Raw genomic sequence first — 18,753 nt, forward strand, 5'->3', positions numbered from 1 at the left:
ACGACAGTGACCGCCGAGCACAGCAACGAGAACCCCCACTCCTACGACGACGGCCTCGCGTACGGCGACGAGGACACCCACCTCGCCGTCGTCGGCATGGCCTGCCGCTTCCCCGGCGCCACCACCCCGGAGGAGTTCTGGGACAACGTGGTGTCGGGCACCGACGGCGTACGGACTCTGACCGCCGACGAACTGCGGGAGTGGGGCGACGACCCGGAGCGGCTCACGGACCCGCGCTACGTACGCCGCCACGGCGTCGTGGAGAACATCGGGGACTTCGACCCCGCGTTCTTCGGCGTCTCGGGACGCGACGCCGAACTGCTCAACCCGCAGCACCGGATCTTCCTGGAGTGCGCCTGGGAAGCGCTGGAGCGGGCCGGATACGACCCGCGCGCCGTCCCGGGCACCACGGGCCTGTACGCGGGCGCGGGCCGCAACGGCTACGCCACGGTGATACGGAACAGGACCGACCGCTTCTCGGGTGTGGACGACCTCACCCTCAGCCTCGCCAACGACCCCGAGCACCTGTGCACCCGGGTCTCCTACACGCTGGGCCTGACCGGACCCAGCGTGGCCGTCATGACCGCCTGCTCGACCTCCCTGGTCGCCGTGCACGAAGCGAGCCGTGCCCTGCTCGCGGGCGAGTGCGACACCGCGCTGGCCGGCGGCGTCACCCTGCGCGCGCCGCTGTCCGGCTACTGGCACCGCGAGGGCGGCACCATGTCGGCCGACGGGTACTGCCGCACCTTCTCCCAGGACGCCCGGGGCATCGTCGCAGGTGACGGCGCCGGCGTCGTCGTGCTGCGCCGCCTGCGCGACGCGCTCGACGACGGCGACCACATCCACGCCGTGATCCGCGGCTCGGCCGTGAACAACGACGGGCACGACCGCGCGGGCTACACGGCCCCCGGCGTGCGCGGCCAGTCCGAAGTCATCCGCCGCGCCCACCTCGCCGCCGGCATCTCGCCCGACGACATCTCCTACATCGAGGCGCACGGCACCGGCACCCCCGTCGGCGACCCCATCGAAGTCACCGCGCTGACCGAGGCGTTCGGCGGCGCCGCGCACGGCGGCGAAGGCACCGTCGCACTGGGCTCGGTGAAGACGAACATCGGCCACACCGACACCGCGGCCGGCATCGCGGGCCTCATCAAGACCGTGCTCGCCCTGGAAGACGGCACGCTCCCCGCCACCTTGCACTTCACCGGACCCAACCCCCGCATCGACTTCGCGGCCACCCCCTTCCAGGTCGTCACCCGGGCCCGCAAGTGGGAGACAGGACGGCTCCCGCGCCGGGCCGGCGTCAGCTCCTTCGGCATCGGCGGCACCAACGCCCACGTCGTCCTGGAAGAGGCGCCGCTGCCCGCCCCCGCCGCGGCCACGCCCGCCCCCGCCGAGCAGCTGCTCGTCCTGTCGGCCCGCACCCCCACAGCCCTGGACGCCATGGCCGAGCGGCTGTCGCAGCACCTGAGCCGGCACCCGGAACTGCCGCTGGACGCCGTCGCCAGGACCCTCCAACTGGGACGCCACACCTTCGCCCACCGCCGCCACGTCGTCTGCGCCGACCACGCCCAGGCACGCGCGGCGCTCGCGGCACCGGCCGCGGCGGAGCACACCGGCGAACGCCCCGTCACCTTCTCCCTCCCGGGCCGCGGCGCCCGGCACGCCGCGGTCATCGGCTCCCTGTACGCGACCGTCCCGGCCTTCCGCACCGCGCTCGACGCCTGCCTCCAGGCCCTGCCCGCCGCCACCGCCCGCGACGTCAGCGGGCTGCTCGGCACGGACGACGCCGGGCGGCCCGGCACCGCACCTGACGCCGCGCCCGCTCCGGTGGCCGGGGCGGCGCACCTCACCGTCGAATACGCGCTGGCCCGCACGCTCATGGAGTGGGGCGTGACCCCCGCGAACGTCACGGGCCACGGGCACGGCGCACCGGCCGCCGCGAGCGTCGCCGGAGCGCTGCCCCTCGCCGACGCGCTGGCCATCGCCCTCGCGGCACCCCGGGGCGCGGACGCCCTGCGGGACGCGGTCGGCGCGGCCACCTGGCGCACCCCCGATGTGCCCTGGACCAACCCCGCGACCGGCGCCCCGGTGACGGCCGGTGAGGCGGCCGACCCCGCCTTCTGGACGGCGCTCCTGGAAACCGGCACCCAGCGGCCCGACGACGGCCCGCTGCCTGACACCGCAGGCCGCCTCCACCTGGAGATCGGTACCGACCCGCAGGGCGGCGGCCCGCTCACCGCCCTCCTCGACGCGGCCGGCCGCGCCTGGCAGAACGGCGCGAGTGTCGACTGGAGCCGCCTGCACACCGGCACCGACCGGCGCCGGGTGCCGCTGCCCACCTACCCGTTCGAGCGGCAGCACCACCTGGTGCGGCCCGAGCCCCGCCCCGCGGCCACCGCGGCCCCGGACACATCCGACGCGGCACCCGCGGCGCAGGACGCGGGCGACACCACCCTGCTCGGCCTCTTCCAGCAGGTGCTCGGCACGGCCGACGACGTCACCGACCCGGACTTCTTCGAGTACGGCGGCGACTCCCTCGCGGCCGTCGAACTCGTCGCCCTCATCGAGGAGCGGTTCGCGGTGGCGATGTCCCTGGAGGACGTCTTCGAGCACCCGACGGCCAGCGGCCTCGCCCGCGTCGTCGATGACCTCCGGGCCGCCGCCGGCACCGCGCCCGAGTCCGGCCACCACCACGACGCGCGGGGGGAATCATGACGGACCTGACCGCTCTGCTCACGGAACCCGCCGACGCGGCGGGCGAGGACGGCGCGAGCAGGAACCTGCCCGCCTCCTTCGCCCAGCGGCGGCTGTGGTTCCTCGACCAGCTCGACCCCGGCAACAGCGCCTACAACCTCGTGGCCGCCCTGCGGCTGCGCGGCACACTCGACCAGGCCGCGCTGCACCGGTCCCTGAACCGCATCGTGGCCCGGCACGAGGCGCTGCGCACCGTCTTCACGGCCGACGCGGCGGGGGAGCCCCGCCAGCACGTGACGCCCCGCCTCGACCTCGGCCTCCCCGTCACCGACCTGACGCGACGGCCCGCCGCCGACCGCGCCGAACAGGCCAGGGCCTTCATCGAGTCGGAGACCGAGCGCGCCTTCGACCTCGCCGAAGGCCCCCTCATCAGGACCCACCTGGTGCGCCTCGACGACCAGGACCACGTGCTCGCCGTCATCTGCCACCACACCGTGTGCGACGGCTGGTCCATGGACCGCCTCTTCACGGAACTCGCCGAGCTGTACGCGGCGCAGACGGCCGGCCGCGCACCCGAACTGGCGCCGCTTCCCCTCCAGTTCGGGGACTACGCGGCCCGCCAGCACCGGGACCTCACGGACACCAGGTCGCAGGACGCGCTCGCCCACTGGCGCACCCGGCTGGACGGCGCACCGGCGCTCCTCGAACTCCCCACCAGCGCCCCCCGCCCCGCCGTCCAGGGCTTCGACGGCGCGTCCCACACCGTGACGATCAGCACGGAGACCTGGCAGGCGGTACGGGCCGCAGCCCAGGCGCACAAGGCCACCCCCTTCATGCTGCTCCTGTCGGCGTTCGCCCTCCAGCTCTCCCGCCTCTCGGGCGCGGAAGACCTGGTCATCGGCAGCCCCAGCGCCGGCCGTGCCAGGCCCGAACTCGCCCCGCTGATCGGCATGTTCGTCAACACCCTGCCGCTGCGCATCGACCTGACGGGCGACCCCTCGTTCGACGAGCTGCTGCGACGGGTCCGGCGCAGCGCCCTCGACGCCTTCCCGCGCCAGGACGTCCCCCTGGAGCGGATCGTCACCGAACTCGGGCCGGAACGCGCCCGCAGCCACGACCCGCTGTTCCAGGCGATGTTCGCGCTCCAGCAGCCGCTGACCCCGCCCGGCCTGCCCGGACTGGCCACGGAACTCTTCCCGGTGAGCCCGCGGACGACCTTCACGGACCTGTGGCTGGAGATCAGGCCGCACCAGGACGGCGCCGACTGCTCCTTCCGCTACCGGACGGAACTGTTCGACGAGCCGGCCGTCGCCCGCCTGGCACGGCAGTTCCGCCAGGTGCTGCACACCGCCCTGGACGCACCCGGCACCCCCTGCTCCGGCTTCTCCCTGACGGACGAGGAGGAGACCGCACGGCTGCTGCACGGCTGGAGCAGCACCGCGCCCGCGCACCCGTGGGAAGGCCCGGTGCACGAGGCCGTCACCCGCCAGGCCCGCCTGACCCCTGACGCCACCGCCGTGGTCTTCGAGGACCGGCAGCTCGGCTACGCCGAACTCGACGCACGGGCAAGCGCGTTGGCCGCGCACCTGGCCGGGCGGGGCGTCACACCCGATGCGCCGGTAGCGGTCTGCCTGCCGCGCGGCAGCGACCTGGTCACCGCGGTCCTGGGTGTGATGGCGGGCGGCGGGGCCCATCTTCCGCTGTCGCCCGACGACCCGCCGGCCCGTCTGGTGGACATGCTCCGCGCCGCCGGCGCCGCCCACATCCTCACCACCCGGGCACTGGCCCCCGTACTCGCCGTCGCCGGGGTACCCGTCACGGCCGTCGACACCTTCCCCTGGGACGCGGCCCCGCACCCCGGCCCGGCCCCCGCACCGGTCGGCCCCGACCACCTCGCGTACGTCATCCACACCTCGGGCTCCACCGGCGCCCCCAAGGCGGTGGGTGTCCCGCACCGTGGCCTGGCCAACCGGGTCCGCACGCTCCAGGACACCCACGGCCTGGACGCGTCGGACCGGGTGCTGCACAAGACCCCCGCCACCTTCGACGTGTCGGTCGAGGAGCTGCTGTGGCCGCTGACCACGGGGGCCACGCTCGTGGTGGCCGCCCCGGGCGGGCACCGTGACCCCACCTACCTCGTCGAGCTGATCGAGCGGGAGCGGGTGACCACCGTGCACTTCGTGCCGCCGCTGCTCGCCGCGTTCCTCGAAGAGCCCGGTCTGGACCGCTGCGCCTCGCTGCGGCGGGTCCTGTGCAGCGGCCAGGAACTGCCCCCCGCCTCACGCGACCGCTGCCTGGAGCGGCTGCCCGTCCGGCTGTTCAACGCGTACGGGCCGACCGAGGCGTCGATCGAGGTCACCGAAGGGGAGTGCACGGCGGGGGACGCCGACGGGGATACCGGCGATCCGCGGGTGTCCATCGGGCGTCCGATCGCGGGCGCCGAGGTGTACGTGCTCGACGGCGAGCTGCGGCCGGTGCCCGTGGGTGTGCCGGGCGAGCTGTACCTCGGCGGCACCGGGCTCGCCCGCGGCTACCTGGGCCAGCCCGCCCTGACCGCCGACCGGTTCGTCCCGCACCCCTACAGCAGGGTGCCGGGCGCCCGCCTGTACCGCACCGGTGACCTGGTGCGCTGGCGGCCCGACGCGGGACTCGACTTCCTGGGCCGCAACGACCACCAGGTCAAGATCCGCGGCGTACGGATCGAACCCGGCGAGATCGAGAACGTGATCCGCACCCACCCCGATGTACGCGAGGCGACCGTGATCGCCGCCCGCCCCGACGGCGCCGCATCGCCCGAACTCCACGCCTACCTCGTACGGAACGAGGCGGCGCAGGCGGCGGATCACCCCGACGACGACGCCTTCGCCGCCGCACTGCGCGGCCATCTGCGCGACCGCCTGCCCGGCTTCATGGTCCCTGCGCGGTTCCTCGTCCTGCCCCGCCTGCCGCTCAACGCCAGTGGCAAGGTCGACCGCGCGGCCCTGCCGGACGCCGGACCCGCCGCCCCGCCGGCCACCGCCGAAGAACCGGCGGAACCCGCGGACGACGTCGAGGCGACGCTCGTGCGCATCTGGTCGCAGGTGCTGGGGCGCCCGCACACCGGGGTCACCGAGGACTTCTTCGCCATCGGCGGGGACTCACTCAAGAGCATCCAACTGGTGCACAGGGCACGGGAGGCCGGTCTTTCGCTGCGGGTCGGCGACATCTTCCACCACCCCACCGTCCAGGACCTCGCGGCCCACCTGAAGCGGGCCGCCGCACCCGCGGAGGCCCCGTGAAAAGCCCCTGGCTGCTGCGCTTCCCGCCGCGCCCCGACGCCCGGATACGCCTGGTCTGCCTGCCGGGAGCGGGCTGCTCGGCGGCCATGTACCACCCGTGGTCGGCCCAGTTCCCCGACGACGTCGAGGTCTGCGCCGTCCAGCTGCCGGGGCGCGGCGGGCGGCTGCGCGAAGACCCCTTCCGCCGGATGGAACCGCTCGCCGACGCGCTGGCCGAGGAACTGCACGCCACATCCGACCGCCCCATGGTCCTCTTCGGCCACAGCCTCGGCGCGCTGATCGCGTACGAAGTGGCCGCCCGCATCCGGCAGTTGCCCGGCAACACGCTGACCGGGCTGATCGTGGCGGCGCACAAGGCACCCCACCTGGGAAGCGCCCAGGTCTCCTGCCACGACCTGCCGGAAGACGAACTGCTCGGCTTCCTCGACCGCATCGGCGGCACCCCACCCGGAGTGCTGGCCAGGCCGGAGATCCGGCAGCTGGCACTCCCCGCCCTGCGCGCCGACTTCGAACTGGACTTCACCTACGCCTACCGCGAGCGGCCCCCGCTCGACATTCCCCTGAGCGCGTTCGGCGGCACCACCGACGCCCTGGTCTCCGGGCCCGAACTCGCCGCCTGGGAGCGGCATACGGCACGGGAGTTCCTCGTCAGGCAGCTGACCGGCGGACATTTCTTCCTCACCGGACCCGAGGGCGCCGACATGCTGTCGCTGATCCGCGCCGAACTGCTCGCACCCGCCCGGCCAGGCCGGCCGGCACATCCCGCACCCCGCACCGGAGAGGACCGCGTCACCCATGTTCGATGACGACGACCGCCAGTACACCGTGGTCCGCAACCACGAGGACCAGTACTCGATCTGGCCGGCGGACCGGCCCGCGCCCGACGGCTGGGACGCCCTGCCGGTGACCGGCGCCAAGTCCGCTTGCCTGTCCCACATCGCCACCGCATGGACCGACCTGCGGCCCAAGAGCCTGCGTTCCTGACCCGACCGCCGACCGGGGCGGCACCCGTCCGCCCAGCCCTCACGAGGAGGAGAGCAGCACGTGCTGTCACAGCTCTGTCTTCACCGGATATTCGAAGAACAGGCGGCGCGCACCCCTGACGCGCCCGCCGTGTCGGACGGCCAGGAGACCCTGACCTACGCCCAACTGAACGACCGCGCCGCCCGGCTGGCGTCCGCCATCCTGCCGCACGCGCCCGCACCCGGCTCCCGCATCGGCCTCTACCTGCGGCGCGGGAACGACGTGGTGGCCGCGGTGATCGCGGTACTGAAGGCCGGCTGCTCCTACGTACCGCTGGACCCCTCCTACCCGGCCGACCGGGTGCGGTACATGGCGCAGGACGCCTCCCTCGACCTGGTGCTGGCCGACCAGGACACCGCCGACGCACTGCCCGACGCCACCGTCGTCACCGTCGGCGAAGCGGTGCGCGCCCACCCGCCCCTCGAACCGGGCCGGGTGCAGGTCACCCCCGGCATGCCCGCCTACGTCATCTACACCTCCGGATCGAGCGGCAACCCCAAGGGCGTCGAGGTCTCCCACCGGAACGTCACGGCGCTGCTGGCCGCCTGCGACCAGGTCTTCGAGCTGCGCGGCGACGACGTGTGGACGCTCTTCCACTCGCCCTGCTTCGACTTCTCCGTCTGGGAGATGTGGGGCGCGCTGTCGCACGGTGCCCGCCTTGTCGTGGTGCCCGCCGATGTCGCCCGCTCACCCGAAGCCTTCCTCGACCTCATCGTGGCCGAGCGCGTCACCGTACTCAACCAGGTGCCCTCGGTGTTCCGTTACCTCTCCCGCTCGGCGGTGGCCCGCGAGCCTGCGGCCGGCGGGGGAGCGGACCTGCCGCTGCGGTACGTCATCTTCGGCGGCGAGCCCGTCGACCTCGAAGCGGTGCGCGGCTGGCGCGAAGTCCACGGCAGGCGGGCCGAGTTCTTCAACATGTACGGCATCACCGAGACCACGGTGTTCGCCACCTACCGGCGGCTGCCCGAGTCCGAGACCGACGCGCCGTCCGCCGGCGCCCGCGCGGGTCTTGCCCCGGCCGACCCGGCCGCGCCGCCCCGCGCGAGCGCCGACCCGGAACTCAACATCGGCCGTCCGCTCGACGGCCTCGACGTGGAACTGCTCGACGAGTGGGGCGGCCGGACCCCTCCCGGGCGCATCGGCGAACTCTGCCTCGCCGGAGACCAGTTGGCCATCGGCTACCTGGGCAGGCCGGAGCTGACCGACGAGCGCTACCCGCTGCTCGACGTGGCGGGCACCGGCACCGCACGGCGCTACTACCGCAGCGGTGACCTGGCGCTGGCACTCCCGGACGGCTCGTGGGAGTTCGCGGGCCGCGCCGACGACCAGGTGAAGATCAACGGCTACCGCATCGAGACCAGCGAGATCGAGGCCGCGCTGCGCACCACCGAAGGCGTCAAGGACCTCGTGGTCGTGCCGGTCACCAGCCGCATCGGCGAACGCATGCTCACCGCCTTCTACGCACCGGTGACCGACGCGTCCGGCACCGGGGACGACCTGGCCGAACGCCTCGCGGCCCGCGCCCGCGCCGCGCTGCCCGCCTACATGGTGCCCCGCCGCTTCGTATCCGTGCCCGAACTGCCGCTGAGCCCTTCGGGGAAGACCGACAAGCGCGCCCTCGCCGAGCAGCTGTCATGACCCGCGCCCCAAGCCCCCGCACCCCGAGATCCCACGCCTGGAGGACCCGTGGCTGAGCCTGGACAAGCCGTGGCAGGCCCGAGCGGCGACCGGTCGGCCCCGCGCCGCACCGGCTGGGCCGCGCCCGGCGACGCGCTGCCGCTCTCCGCCGTGCAGGAGGCCATGTGGATCTCCTGGGAGCGCGACCCCGACCAGCGGGAACACCTCATCCCGCTGGCCATGGACGTCACCGGCGACCTGGACACCGAGCGCCTGCGGGCCGCCGTCGCCGAGCTGACCAGGCGGCACCCGCTGCTGCGCGCCCGCGTCGACCGCGCCCCCACCGGCACCCGCCTGACCTGGGCGGGTACGGACCCCGTACCGTTCGCCTTCCGCACCGTCGACGGCGACCGCGACGCGGCAGTCGTGGCGGCCTGCACCCCCTTCGACCTGCACCGCGGGCCGCTGGCGCGGGCTGAGGTGCTGCGCGGCCCGGACTTCACCGTGTTCCTGCTGACCGTCCACCACCTGGTCCTGGACGGCGCGTCGATCCCCTTCCTCTGCGAAGAGCTGCGCCGCGCCTACGCCGGGCACCCCCTCGAAGGGCCGGACGACCCGCGTCCCGTCATCGCCCACGCCCGGCGCTCCTGGGAACTGGCACTCGGGGACGGCGGCGCACCGCACCGGGAGTACTGGCGCACGGCGCTGGCCGACCCGCCGCCGGCCCGTCCGCTGCCGGTGCGGTCGGACCAGGGCGGCCACCAGCAGCTGCCGTGCCCCATCGACCCGGAACTCGTCATTCGCGTACGGAAGCTGGCCGCCGAGCTGGGCGTCACCTACTTCACGGTCATGTTCGCGGCCCTCTTCGTGACCCTGCACCGGCACACCGCCGCCGACGATCTCATCGTCTCGGCGCCCTACCACGGACGGTCCGACCCCGCCCTCGCCCGCCGGATCGGCTTCTTCGTCAACGTCCTGCCGTTCCGGGAACGGCTCCCCGGCGACCGGACCTACGCCGACCTGCTGACCGGCCTGCGCGCCCAGGTGCGGGAAGGCACCGGACACGGCGACCTGCCGCAGTCGGCGATCCTGCGCGCGGCTGGCCTGTCGGCGCCGGACGACCGGGACCGCACCCACCAGGTCGTCTTCCAGTACCTCCAGTTCGGGCACCACACGGGCGACAGCACACAGGACGGCGCCGACGTGACCCGGATGGAGTTCGCGGGCGGCGACGCGCGGGCCGAGCTGAGCCTGCGGGACCTGACCGACGTGGCGGACCACCGGCTGACCGTCCTGCTCGCCGAGGACGGCAGGGGCAGCCGGATGCTGTGGAAGGACCCGCACGGCACCGTCGCCCCCGACCTGCTCACGTCGCTGGCACGCGACCACCTGGCCGTCGTCGCCGACATGGTCGCCGCCCCGTACGGCACCCTCGCCGACGGCCAGGCGCGGCTGCCCGCGGTCAGCGTCCCGACCCCGGACGAGACGGCCGCCGCAGGCCAGGGGATGCGCGCCGCCGCACCGGAACCCGGCGCGCCCCTCCCGCAGGCCGCCGCGCCCTCGCCCCTCACCTCGCCCACCGCCGTCGCGCTCGCCGAGATCTGGCACCAGGTACTGGGCGTACCGGTGGCGTCGGCCGATGACTCCTTCTTCGAAATGGGCGGCCATTCGCTGCTCGCCACCACACTGCTGACCCGTATCGGCCGCCGCTTCGGCACCGAGCCTTCGCTGCGCGAACTCTTCTCGCACCCCGGCTTCGGCGAGCTGGTGCGCCTCATCGACGGTGGCCAGGCCCCCGCACCTGAGGGCCCGGACGACGCCCCCGCGGCCCGCCCCGAACCCGGCGGCCCGCTCCCGGCATCCGGCTTTCAGGAGAGCATCTGGCTGGCGCAGCGCCTGGACCCGGTCCACGCGACGTACCACGTGCCGCTGTCCTGGGAGGTGGCCGGCGAGCTGGACCCGGCGAGGCTGCGCCGCGCGCTGGCGCTGCTGGTCTCCCGGCACGAGATCCTGCGTACCCGCTTCGTCGACCGCGACGGCCGCCTCTACCAGGATGTGGCCGTGCCGTGGACCCCGGAGGCGGACCACACGGACCTCACCGGGATGACCGCAGCCGCCCAGGACCAGCGCCTTCGGCACTGGGCTGACGAGGCGGCCGGCGACCTGGTGCCGGCGGACGGGCGGCTGCTGCGCGCCGCGCTGTTCACCACGGCCCCGCGCCGCCAGGTGCTCTCCCTGTGCGTCCACCACCTCGTGCTCGACGGCGAGTCGGTGCCGCATCTCGTACGGGAGCTGGAGCGCTGCTACGCGGCGGCGGGCGCGGGGGAGGCGCTGCCACCGGCGCCCCGCCACCAGTACCGCGACCTGGTGGCGGCCGAGCAACAGGAGTCCAGGGCCGCCGCCGACCTGGCGTACTGGTGCGACCGGCTGGCGGGCGCCCCCAGTTCGCTCGGCCTGTCCGCGCCCCGCTCTCCCGAGCCTGCGGGCAACATCGGGCTGCGGATCCCGGACGGGGCGGCGCGGGAACTGCTCGCCGTCCAGCGCGCCGAGCGGGCATCGGCCTTCATGATCCAGGCGACCGCGGTCGCCGCGGCCCTGCACCGGTGGACCGGGCGCACCGACCTCACCTTCGGCATCCCGGTCGCGAACCGCGGCGGCTCCGCGTTCGACGACGTCATAGGACCGTGCCTGAACACCCTGGTGCTGCGCTCCCGTTGCGCCCGTGACACGACGCTCGGCGGGCTGCTGCGGACCCTGCGGGAAGAGATCATCGGCGCCTTCGAGCACCGCGCGGCCTCCTTCGACGACGTGGTGCGCGGCCTGCGTCCCGCGAGGTCGCCGGGGCACACGCCGTACGCCGACGTGCTGCTGAACAGCGTCAGCCTGACGCACTGGGCGGGGACGCTCGGCGACGCCGTGCTGACACCGGTGGATTTCGTCGCGCAGCGCACCGAAACCAGTAAGTTCCCGCTCACCGTCACGTTCGCGGAAAGCGGCTCGGCGGTGCGGGGATCGCTGGCGTACCGCGGCGACCGTATCCGCGCCGCCGACGCCGGTGAGCTGGCCGGTGATCTCGCCGCGGTACTCCACCGATTCGGGGCCCTGCTGCCGGATCAGGTATTCACCATGGCGCCTTGTGAATCGCCGCGAAGGAACGGAGTGAACTGATGAGGAAATTTCGGTTCGGGGTAAACCTGAATTCCGCGACGGGGCATCAGGAATGGACGGAAAAATGCCGGGCCGCGGAATCGCTCGGATACGACGTCCTGACGGTTCCTGACCACCTCGGCGTGCAGGCCCCGTTCCCCGCGCTGGTCGCGGCGGCGGCGGTGACCGAGCACATACGGGTGGCTACTTTTGTCCTCAACAGTGCGTTCTGGAACCCGGTTCTGCTGGCCCGTGAGGTCAGGACGACGGACCGGCTCACCGATCGGCGCCTCGAAGTGGGGCTCGGGACCGGCTATGTGCGTTCAGAGTTCGACAAAGCCGGCGTGAGCTGGGGCACGGCCGGAACCCGGGTGGACCGGCTGGAGGAGACCGTCACCGAAGTGACCCGGCTCCTGGACAATCCCCGCGAACTGGGCGATACCCAACCGTCTTCCCGGCCGCCCCTGGTCATCGGCGGCAACGGCAACCGCGTCCTGGGTCTCGCCGCGCGCCATGCCGATGTCGTCGCGTTCACCGGCGCCGTGCTCAAACGCGGCGCCACGCGGGGCGCGTTGGAGCTGCTGGACGGCGAGACGGTCGCGGAACGGGTCGACCGTTTCGCGTCCGTCGCGGGCGAACGCGGGTCGCAGATCGAGCGGAACATCCTGGTCCAGGCCGTGTCGGTGACCCCGCGCCGGGACGAGGCGGTGGAGGCGCTGCGCCGTCGGATGCCGCACCTGACGGCCGCGCAGATAGCCGACACGCCGACGGTGCTGCTCGGCTCTGTGAAGGAGATCACGGACCAACTGCGAGAACGGCGTGATCGCTACGGTTTTTCCTACATTAGCGTGCATGAATCGGCCATGACGGAATTCGCACAGGTGGTCGAATCTCTCGCCGGGGAGTGATCACCGAGGGGGCGGTGCCGGGGGCGCGGCGCGTCAACCCCCCGGCGTCGCACCCGGCAGGGACTGGCTGAAAATAGATTGCCTGAACTGCCATCCGGCGGGGGAGACTTATGTCGCTTTCCAAGTAATGCGGGAATCCATCGGGTTACATTGAGCGCGACCACATGATCCGTGCATGCCCGGGGAGTGCAGGGGTAATGTCCATACGCGCCGTTATCCCTGTGTGGCATCGCACAGCTCTGTGTAGGGGAACGTTCTCCCATTGGGATGGGCGGACCCATTGCGCAGGGTGCCCAAAAGGGGATTCCTTGAGAAAGCCGATTACCGTAGCCGTGCTCGCAGATGACCCCATAACCGAGGAGGGGGCCATCATGCGCTTAACCTCATACGAAGAGATCGCCCCGCTCTCCCTGGACTCGCGCGACAACGCCGACGTACTGCTGGTACTCGCCAACGAAGTGACCGCGAACATGCTGACGCGGGTGGAGCGTGTGCACCGCGAGAACAGCGGCGACGGGCGCAGGCTGCCCGTCATCCTCGTCGCCAACGAGTTCCCGGAGCATTCCATGCTGCGCGCGATCAGCCTCGGACTGGTCAGCCTCCTGTACCGGCGCAAGAGCAGCTTCAACGCCATCGTGCGCGCCGTCGTGACCGCCGTACGCGGTCGCACGAAAGCGGGGGACGGCATTCAGCAACGCCTCATCAGCCAGATCGAGGCGATCAGGGACCACGCGCTCATCCCGCACGGACTCAACGTCGCGGGGCTGGGGGCCAGAGAGGTCGAAGTGCTCAGGCTGCTCGCCGACGGTCTCAACACGAAAGAGGTGGCGAGCAAGATCGGCTGCTCGGAACGCACCATCAAGAACGTCATCCACCAACTCGTGGCCCGCCACAACCTCCGCAACCGCACCCACGCGGTCGCCTTCGCACTCCGCACCGGAGTGCTGTAGAAAACGGCGAAGGGCCCCGCACACCGGGGCCCTTCAGCCCATCCGGCCACACCGCCTCACGCCGCCGCGTGCGCCCCGCCCGCGCCGGGCCCCCGCCCGTGCACATCGGGGTGGATCGGCGTCCGCGACCCGGTCAGCGGAGCGCCGGTACCGCCCTGCCGGGCCGCGATGATCTCGGCCGCGATGGACAGGGCGGTCTCCTCCGGCGTACGGGCGCCGAGATCGAGACCGATCGGCGAGCGGAGCCCGGCCAATTCATCGGCGGTGACCCCCGCATCGGCGAGCAGCCTGACCCGGTCCTCGTGCGTGCGGCGCGACCCCATCGCGCCGACGAAGGCGACCGGCATCCGCAGCGCCGCCGTCAGCAACGGAATGTCGAACTTGGCGTCGTGGGTGAGCACACACAGCACCGTGCGGGAGTCCGTATCGGTGCGCTGGAGATAGCGGTGCGGCCAGTCGACCACGACCTCGTCGGCCTCGGGGAAACGGGCCCGGGTGGCGAACACGGGCCGCGCGTCGCACACCGTCACGCGATAGCCGAGGAACACGCCGGTGCGCACCAGCGCCGCCGTGAAGTCGACCGCACCGAAAACGATCATGCGGGGCGGCGGCACGCTCGACTCGACGAACAGCGTCAGCGCCACCCCGCAGCGCGTCCCGTTCTCCGACACGGCACACGTACCGGTGCGCCCCGCCGCCAGCAGCGCCCGGCTCTCACCCGCCGCCGCCAGATCCAGCTCCGGATCCCCGCCGAACCCGCCCTCGTACGAGCCGTCGGTCCGCACGAGCAGGGCACGGCCGAGCAGTTCGGCCGGCCCCTCGGTCACCCGGGCCAGAGCCGCCGCCTCCCCGCGGGCGGCGGCCGGCAGCGCCGCGGCCAGCACCTGTCTCACCGGTGCCTGCGCACCCACCGGCGTGACCAGAATGTCGATGACCCCGCCACAGGTGAGGCCCACCGCGAAGGCGTCCTCGTCGCTGTAGCCGAACCGCTCGACGACCGTCCCGCCGTCCTCCAGGGCCTGGACGCACAGGTCGTACACCGCCCCCTCCACACAGCCGCCGGAGACCGAGCCGATGACCGTGCCCTCGCCGTCGACGGCGAGGGCGGCGCCGGGGCTGCGCGGCGCGCTGCCGCCGACGGCCACCACGGTGGCGACGGCGAAGTCCCGGCCCTGTGCCACCCACCGGGCCAACTCATCGGCGATGTCCAGCATTTCGGTCTCCTCCTGCTTCACGGCCCGGTGCGGGCGGGTGTACGGCGGACGAGGGCGGCGGAACCCCGGGTACCCGTGCTCAGCCGGCCCCGTGGGCCGCGGTACCCGCCTGAAGGATGCGGTCGGGCCGGATCGGCAGATTCCGGTGCCGCACACCGGTCGCATGCCAGACCGCGTTGGCGATGGCCGCCGCCGCCCCGACGATCCCGACCTCACCGACACCCTTGATCCCGACCGGGTCGTCCGGATCCGGGTCGTCCACCCAGTCCGCCTCGATGGGCGGCACATCGGCGTTCGCGGCGAAGTGATACCCCGCGAGGTCCGCGCCGACGTGCCCGCCCGACGCCTGGTCGCGGACCGCCTCCTCGTGCAAGGCCATGGAGAGTCCCCAGATCATGCCGCCGATGAGCTGGCTGCGCGCGGTCAGCGGATTGACGATACGTCCGGCCGCGAAGACGCCGAGCATCCGCCGCACGCGTACCTCACCGCTGGTGACGTCCACCGCGACCTCGGCGAACTGCGCCCCGAAGGAATGCCGCTCCTTCTGCGCCAGCGCCTGGACGGCCTCTGCGGTGTCGGACCTGACCGTGATCCCCTGCGGCGGAATGCCGCCGCCCAGGGCCAGTTGCTCCCGCAGGTCGGCCGCCGCGGTGGCCACCGCCCAGCCCCAGGAACGGGTGCCCATCGAGCCGCCGGCGACCCACGCGGGACCGAAATCGCTGTCCGCGATCTTCATGCGGATGCGTTCCGGAGCCACCTCCAGGGCGTCCGCGGCGATCAGGGTCAACGCCGTCCGCGCCCCGGTCCCGACGTCAGCCGCGGCGATCCGCACCGTGAAGTCGCCGTCCGCCTCCGCCGTCACGGACGCCGTGGACGGAGCGACCCCCGACGGGAACGTCGCGGCGGCCGTCCCGGTGCCGAGCAGCCAGCGCCCCTCGCGGCGGATACCGGGACGCGGATCCCGCTGCGCCCAGCCGAACCTGGCGGCACCCTTCTCGAAGCAGGCGAGCAGATTGCGGCTGCTGAACGGCAGCCCTGACACCGGCCCCGCGGCCGGTTCGTTGCGGGCGCGCAGCGCGATCGGATCGATGCCGCACTTCTCGGCGAGTTCGTCCAGCGCCGACTCCAGCGCGAACGAACCTGGCGCCTCACCCGGCGCCCGCATGAAGGTCGGTGTCGGCACGTCGATCCGTACCACGCGGTTGGCGGTGTGGTGCGCGTCGGCGTCGTACATCACCCGCCCCGGATCGGCGCTCCGCTCAAGGAATTCATGCACCGTCGACGTGACGCTCAGAGCCTGGTGGTCGAGAGCGCGCAGCCGCCCGTCGGCGTCGGCGCCGAGCCTGACCCGCTGCGCGGTGGGACTGCGGTAGCCGACCAGCGAAAAGGTCTGACGTCGCGTCAGAACGACGCGGACCGGGCGGTGCAGGACGGTCGCCGCCATCACCGCGCACACCTGGTGCGGCCGGATCCCCTTCGCCCCGAAAGCGCCGCCGACGTGCTCGGAACGCACCCGGACCGAGCCCGGGTCGAGGGAGAACAGCTTCGCCAGCTCGTCCGACACCCACCCGCTGCCCTGGTTCGAGTCGACGACTTCGAGGCGTCCGCTGTCCCAGCGTGCCATCGCCGCGTGCGGCTCCATCGCGCTGTGGTGCTCCTCGGGCGTGGTGTACTCCTCGTCCACGACCGCGGCGGACGCGGCGAGTTCGGCCTCCAGGTCCCCCTTGTCCGTCTCCGGGTCCGGCGTGTACGTGCCGGGCCGCCCGGCGGCGAACGCCACGTCGTGCGGCTCCTCGTCGTACTCCACGACCAGCGCATCGGCGGCCTCCCGCGCCTGCTCGGACGTCTCCGCCACCACCAGCGCCACCGGCCAGCCCGCGTACGGCACCCGGTCGTGCTGGAAGACCTGGGTGACCGGGTCGGGCCGTCCCAGCAGGCCCGTGTAGTCCCCGTCGACGCGCGGCGCGTTCCCGTGATGCAGGACGGTGAGGACGCCGGGCATCTCCAGGACGGGCGCGGTCTCCACGGAGCGGATTCGCCCGCGGGCGATGGTGGACAGCACCAGCCAGCCGTGGGCGAGTTCGGCGAACGGGACCTCGCCCGCGTAGCGCGCGGCGCCGGTGACCTTGTCCCGGCCCTCCAGGCGGGTGCGCGCGGCGCCGACGGCCCCCGCGGCGCCGGTGGTTGCGGTCGTCACCGTGGTCATCGGGCGTCCTCCTCGGCGAGTTCGGTCAGTACGGCCACCACGAGATTGCGCATCAGCGTGACCTTGTATCCGTTGTGGGGGAGCGTCGCGGCAGCCGCCAGCTCCGCGTCGGCGGCGGCGCCGAACGCATCGGCGGTCGCCGGACCGCCGGTCAGCGCCCGCTCGGCCTGCCGGGCCCGCCACGGCCGGGACGCGACCGCCCCGAAGGCGAGGCGCACCTCGTGCACGACACCGTCCCGCACGTCCAGGGCCGCGGCGATCGAGCCGATGGCGAAGGCGTACGACGCGCGTTCGCGTACCTTGCGGTAGCGGGAGGCGGCGGCGACCTGGGCCGGCGGCAGGGTGAGCCCGGTGATCAGCGCGCCCGGCGGCAGCGCGGTCTCCAGATGCGGCGTGTCACCCACCGGAAGGTAGAACTCCGCAAGCGCCAACTCGCCGGGCCCGTCCGCCGTTTCGTACTGCACGACGGCGTCGAAGGCGGCGAGCGCCACCCCCATGTCCGAGGGGTGAACGGCCACACAGTGCGCCGATGCCCCGAGGATCGCGTGGTTGTGGTGCTCGCCGTCGATGGCCGGGCAACCGCTGCCGGGGGAGCGCTTGTTGCACGGCTGGGCCACATCGGTGAAGTAGCCGCAGCGGGTGCGCTGGAGCAGATTCCCGCCGACGGTGGCCATGTTGCGCAGCTGGCCCGATGCCCCGGCCAGCACCGCCTGCGCCAACGCCGGGTAGCGGCGCCGCACTTCGGGGTGGGCGGCGAGATCGCTGTTGGTGATGGTCGCGCCGATGCGCAGACCGCCGTCCGCCGTCTCCTCGATCCGGTCGAGCGGCAGTTCCCGGATGTCGACGAGCTGCGCCGGCCGCTCCACCCCGGTCTTCATCAGGTCGACGAGGTTGGTGCCACCGCCCAGGGCACGCGCGTCGGGGTCGGCGCCGAGCAGGGCGACGGCACCGGGTACGTCGGACGCGCGCTGGTAGCCGAACTCCCTCATGCCGACACCGCCGCGTCCGCCGCGTGCGAAGTGCCGCCGGAATCCGGTGCGTTGGCCTCCTGCGTGGCGGCTGCCCCCCGCGCGACCGCCTGCACGATCGACACGTAGGCCCCGCAGCGGCACAGGTTGCCGCTCATCCGCTCGCGGATCTCCTCCGCGGTCAGCTCCGGCGGACCTGCCTCCGGCGACACGTCGGCGGTCACCGCGCTCGGCCAGCCCGCCGCGTGCTCCTCGATCACCGCGAGGGCCGAACAGACCTGCCCAGGCGTGCAGTAGCCGCACTGGTAGCCGTCGAGGTCGAGGAATGCTTCCTGCACCGGGTGCAGCCGGTCGCCGTCCGCCACGCCCTCGATGGTGGTGACCGCCCGCCCTTCGGCGGCCACCGCGAGCTGGAGGCAGGAGACGGCCCGGCGCCCGTCGAGCAGCACCGTGCAGGCGCCGCACTGGCCGTGGTCGCAGCCCTTCTTGGTGCCCGTCAGGTCGAGGCGCTCGCGCAGCGCGTCGAGCAGGGTGGTGCGGTGGTCGACCGGCAGCGAGTGCTTCTCGCCGTTGATGTGCAAGGTGATGGCGCTGGACGTCGATAGGGCCATGATCAGCCTTCTTTCGCGTATATGAGGCGCGGTGCGGGTCGGAGCCTGAGCCCTGTCGCCGACGTAGTCAACCGGGAAGCCGCACGTTCTGTGGCGTCGGAGCGCGGGAACGCGGAAGTGCTGATTCCGGCAGA

12 protein-coding genes are annotated in these 18,753 nt (G+C 73.1%); 8 read left to right on the forward strand and 4 right to left on the reverse strand.

Going from position 1 to position 18,753, the window contains the following annotated elements:
• The first annotated feature begins 6 nt into the window (after positions 1 to 6).
• The 8 genes from ACGFNI_RS24630 (at position 7) to ACGFNI_RS24665 (ending at position 13,620) form a co-directional block, all read left to right on the forward strand.
• On the forward strand, positions 7 to 2,718 hold the full coding sequence (locus ACGFNI_RS24630; RefSeq protein ID WP_393686798.1) for a type I polyketide synthase: 2,712 nt from the start codon (positions 7 to 9) through the stop codon (positions 2,716 to 2,718).
• Positions 2,715 to 5,975 (forward strand): amino acid adenylation domain-containing protein, encoded by a 3,261-nt coding sequence (locus ACGFNI_RS24635; protein WP_393686799.1) that lies wholly within the window; start codon positions 2,715 to 2,717, stop codon positions 5,973 to 5,975. The genes ACGFNI_RS24630 and ACGFNI_RS24635 overlap by 4 nt, the downstream gene beginning before the upstream one ends.
• Positions 5,972 to 6,781, forward strand: coding sequence for a thioesterase II family protein (locus ACGFNI_RS24640; RefSeq protein ID WP_393686800.1), 810 nt, complete (start codon positions 5,972 to 5,974; stop codon positions 6,779 to 6,781). The genes ACGFNI_RS24635 and ACGFNI_RS24640 overlap by 4 nt, the downstream gene beginning before the upstream one ends.
• Positions 6,771 to 6,959, forward strand: coding sequence for an MbtH family protein (locus tag ACGFNI_RS24645; RefSeq protein WP_393686801.1), 189 nt, complete (start codon positions 6,771 to 6,773; stop codon positions 6,957 to 6,959). Before ACGFNI_RS24640 ends, ACGFNI_RS24645 begins: the two co-directional genes overlap by 11 nt.
• A gap of 60 nt (positions 6,960 to 7,019) precedes the next feature.
• Entirely contained in the window at positions 7,020 to 8,636 is a 1,617-nt protein-coding gene (locus ACGFNI_RS24650; protein WP_393686802.1) for an amino acid adenylation domain-containing protein, read from the forward strand.
• Positions 8,637 to 8,684: 48 nt separating this feature from the next.
• Positions 8,685 to 11,783: a condensation domain-containing protein gene (locus ACGFNI_RS24655; RefSeq protein WP_393686803.1), complete on the forward strand. Its 3,099-nt coding sequence runs from the start codon at positions 8,685 to 8,687 to the stop codon at positions 11,781 to 11,783.
• Positions 11,783 to 12,670: a TIGR03621 family F420-dependent LLM class oxidoreductase gene (locus tag ACGFNI_RS24660; protein WP_393686804.1), complete on the forward strand. Its 888-nt coding sequence runs from the start codon at positions 11,783 to 11,785 to the stop codon at positions 12,668 to 12,670. Before ACGFNI_RS24655 ends, ACGFNI_RS24660 begins: the two co-directional genes overlap by 1 nt.
• Before the next feature lie 371 nt (positions 12,671 to 13,041).
• The gene (locus tag ACGFNI_RS24665; RefSeq protein WP_393686805.1) at positions 13,042 to 13,620 is read left to right on the forward strand and encodes a LuxR C-terminal-related transcriptional regulator; all 579 of its coding nucleotides are present in this window, start codon (positions 13,042 to 13,044) and stop codon (positions 13,618 to 13,620) included.
• Positions 13,621 to 13,676: 56 nt separating this feature from the next.
• On the opposite strand, the gene ACGFNI_RS24670 is transcribed toward ACGFNI_RS24665, so the two are convergent.
• The 4 genes from ACGFNI_RS24670 to ACGFNI_RS24685 form a co-directional block, all read right to left on the reverse strand.
• Positions 13,677 to 14,834, reverse strand: a complete 1,158-nt coding sequence (locus tag ACGFNI_RS24670; protein WP_393686806.1) for an XdhC family protein — start codon at positions 14,832 to 14,834, stop codon at positions 13,677 to 13,679.
• A 79-nt stretch (positions 14,835 to 14,913) separates the two neighbouring features.
• Positions 14,914 to 17,040, reverse strand: coding sequence for a xanthine dehydrogenase family protein molybdopterin-binding subunit (locus tag ACGFNI_RS24675; protein WP_393686807.1), 2,127 nt, complete (start codon positions 17,038 to 17,040; stop codon positions 14,914 to 14,916).
• Positions 17,037 to 18,029 (reverse strand): FAD binding domain-containing protein, encoded by a 993-nt coding sequence (locus ACGFNI_RS24680; protein WP_393686808.1) that lies wholly within the window; start codon positions 18,027 to 18,029, stop codon positions 17,037 to 17,039. The genes ACGFNI_RS24675 and ACGFNI_RS24680 overlap by 4 nt, the downstream gene beginning before the upstream one ends.
• The gene (locus ACGFNI_RS24685) at positions 18,026 to 18,619 is read right to left on the reverse strand and encodes a (2Fe-2S)-binding protein (protein WP_393686809.1); all 594 of its coding nucleotides are present in this window, start codon (positions 18,617 to 18,619) and stop codon (positions 18,026 to 18,028) included. The genes ACGFNI_RS24680 and ACGFNI_RS24685 overlap by 4 nt, the downstream gene beginning before the upstream one ends.
• Positions 18,620 to 18,753 lie beyond the last annotated feature (134 nt).

This window comes from Streptomyces sp. NPDC048644 (assembly GCF_043199105.1).
Classification (GTDB): domain Bacteria; phylum Actinomycetota; class Actinomycetes; order Streptomycetales; family Streptomycetaceae; genus Streptomyces.

Coding starts and splice junctions, on each gene's coding strand:
- ACGFNI_RS24635 (WP_393686799.1), top strand. CDS start 2,715: ATGACGGACCTGACCGCTCTGCTCACGGAACCCGCCGACGCGGCGGGC.
- ACGFNI_RS24645 (WP_393686801.1), top strand. CDS start 6,771: ATGTTCGATGACGACGACCGCCAGTACACCGTGGTCCGCAACCACGAG.
- ACGFNI_RS24660 (WP_393686804.1), top strand. CDS start 11,783: ATGAGGAAATTTCGGTTCGGGGTAAACCTGAATTCCGCGACGGGGCAT.
- ACGFNI_RS24665 (WP_393686805.1), top strand. CDS start 13,042: ATGCGCTTAACCTCATACGAAGAGATCGCCCCGCTCTCCCTGGACTCG.
- ACGFNI_RS24670 (WP_393686806.1), bottom strand. CDS start 14,834: ATGCTGGACATCGCCGATGAGTTGGCCCGGTGGGTGGCACAGGGCCGG.
- ACGFNI_RS24675 (WP_393686807.1), bottom strand. CDS start 17,040: ATGACCACGGTGACGACCGCAACCACCGGCGCCGCGGGGGCCGTCGGC.
- ACGFNI_RS24680 (WP_393686808.1), bottom strand. CDS start 18,029: ATGAGGGAGTTCGGCTACCAGCGCGCGTCCGACGTACCCGGTGCCGTC.
- ACGFNI_RS24685 (WP_393686809.1), bottom strand. CDS start 18,619: ATGGCCCTATCGACGTCCAGCGCCATCACCTTGCACATCAACGGCGAG.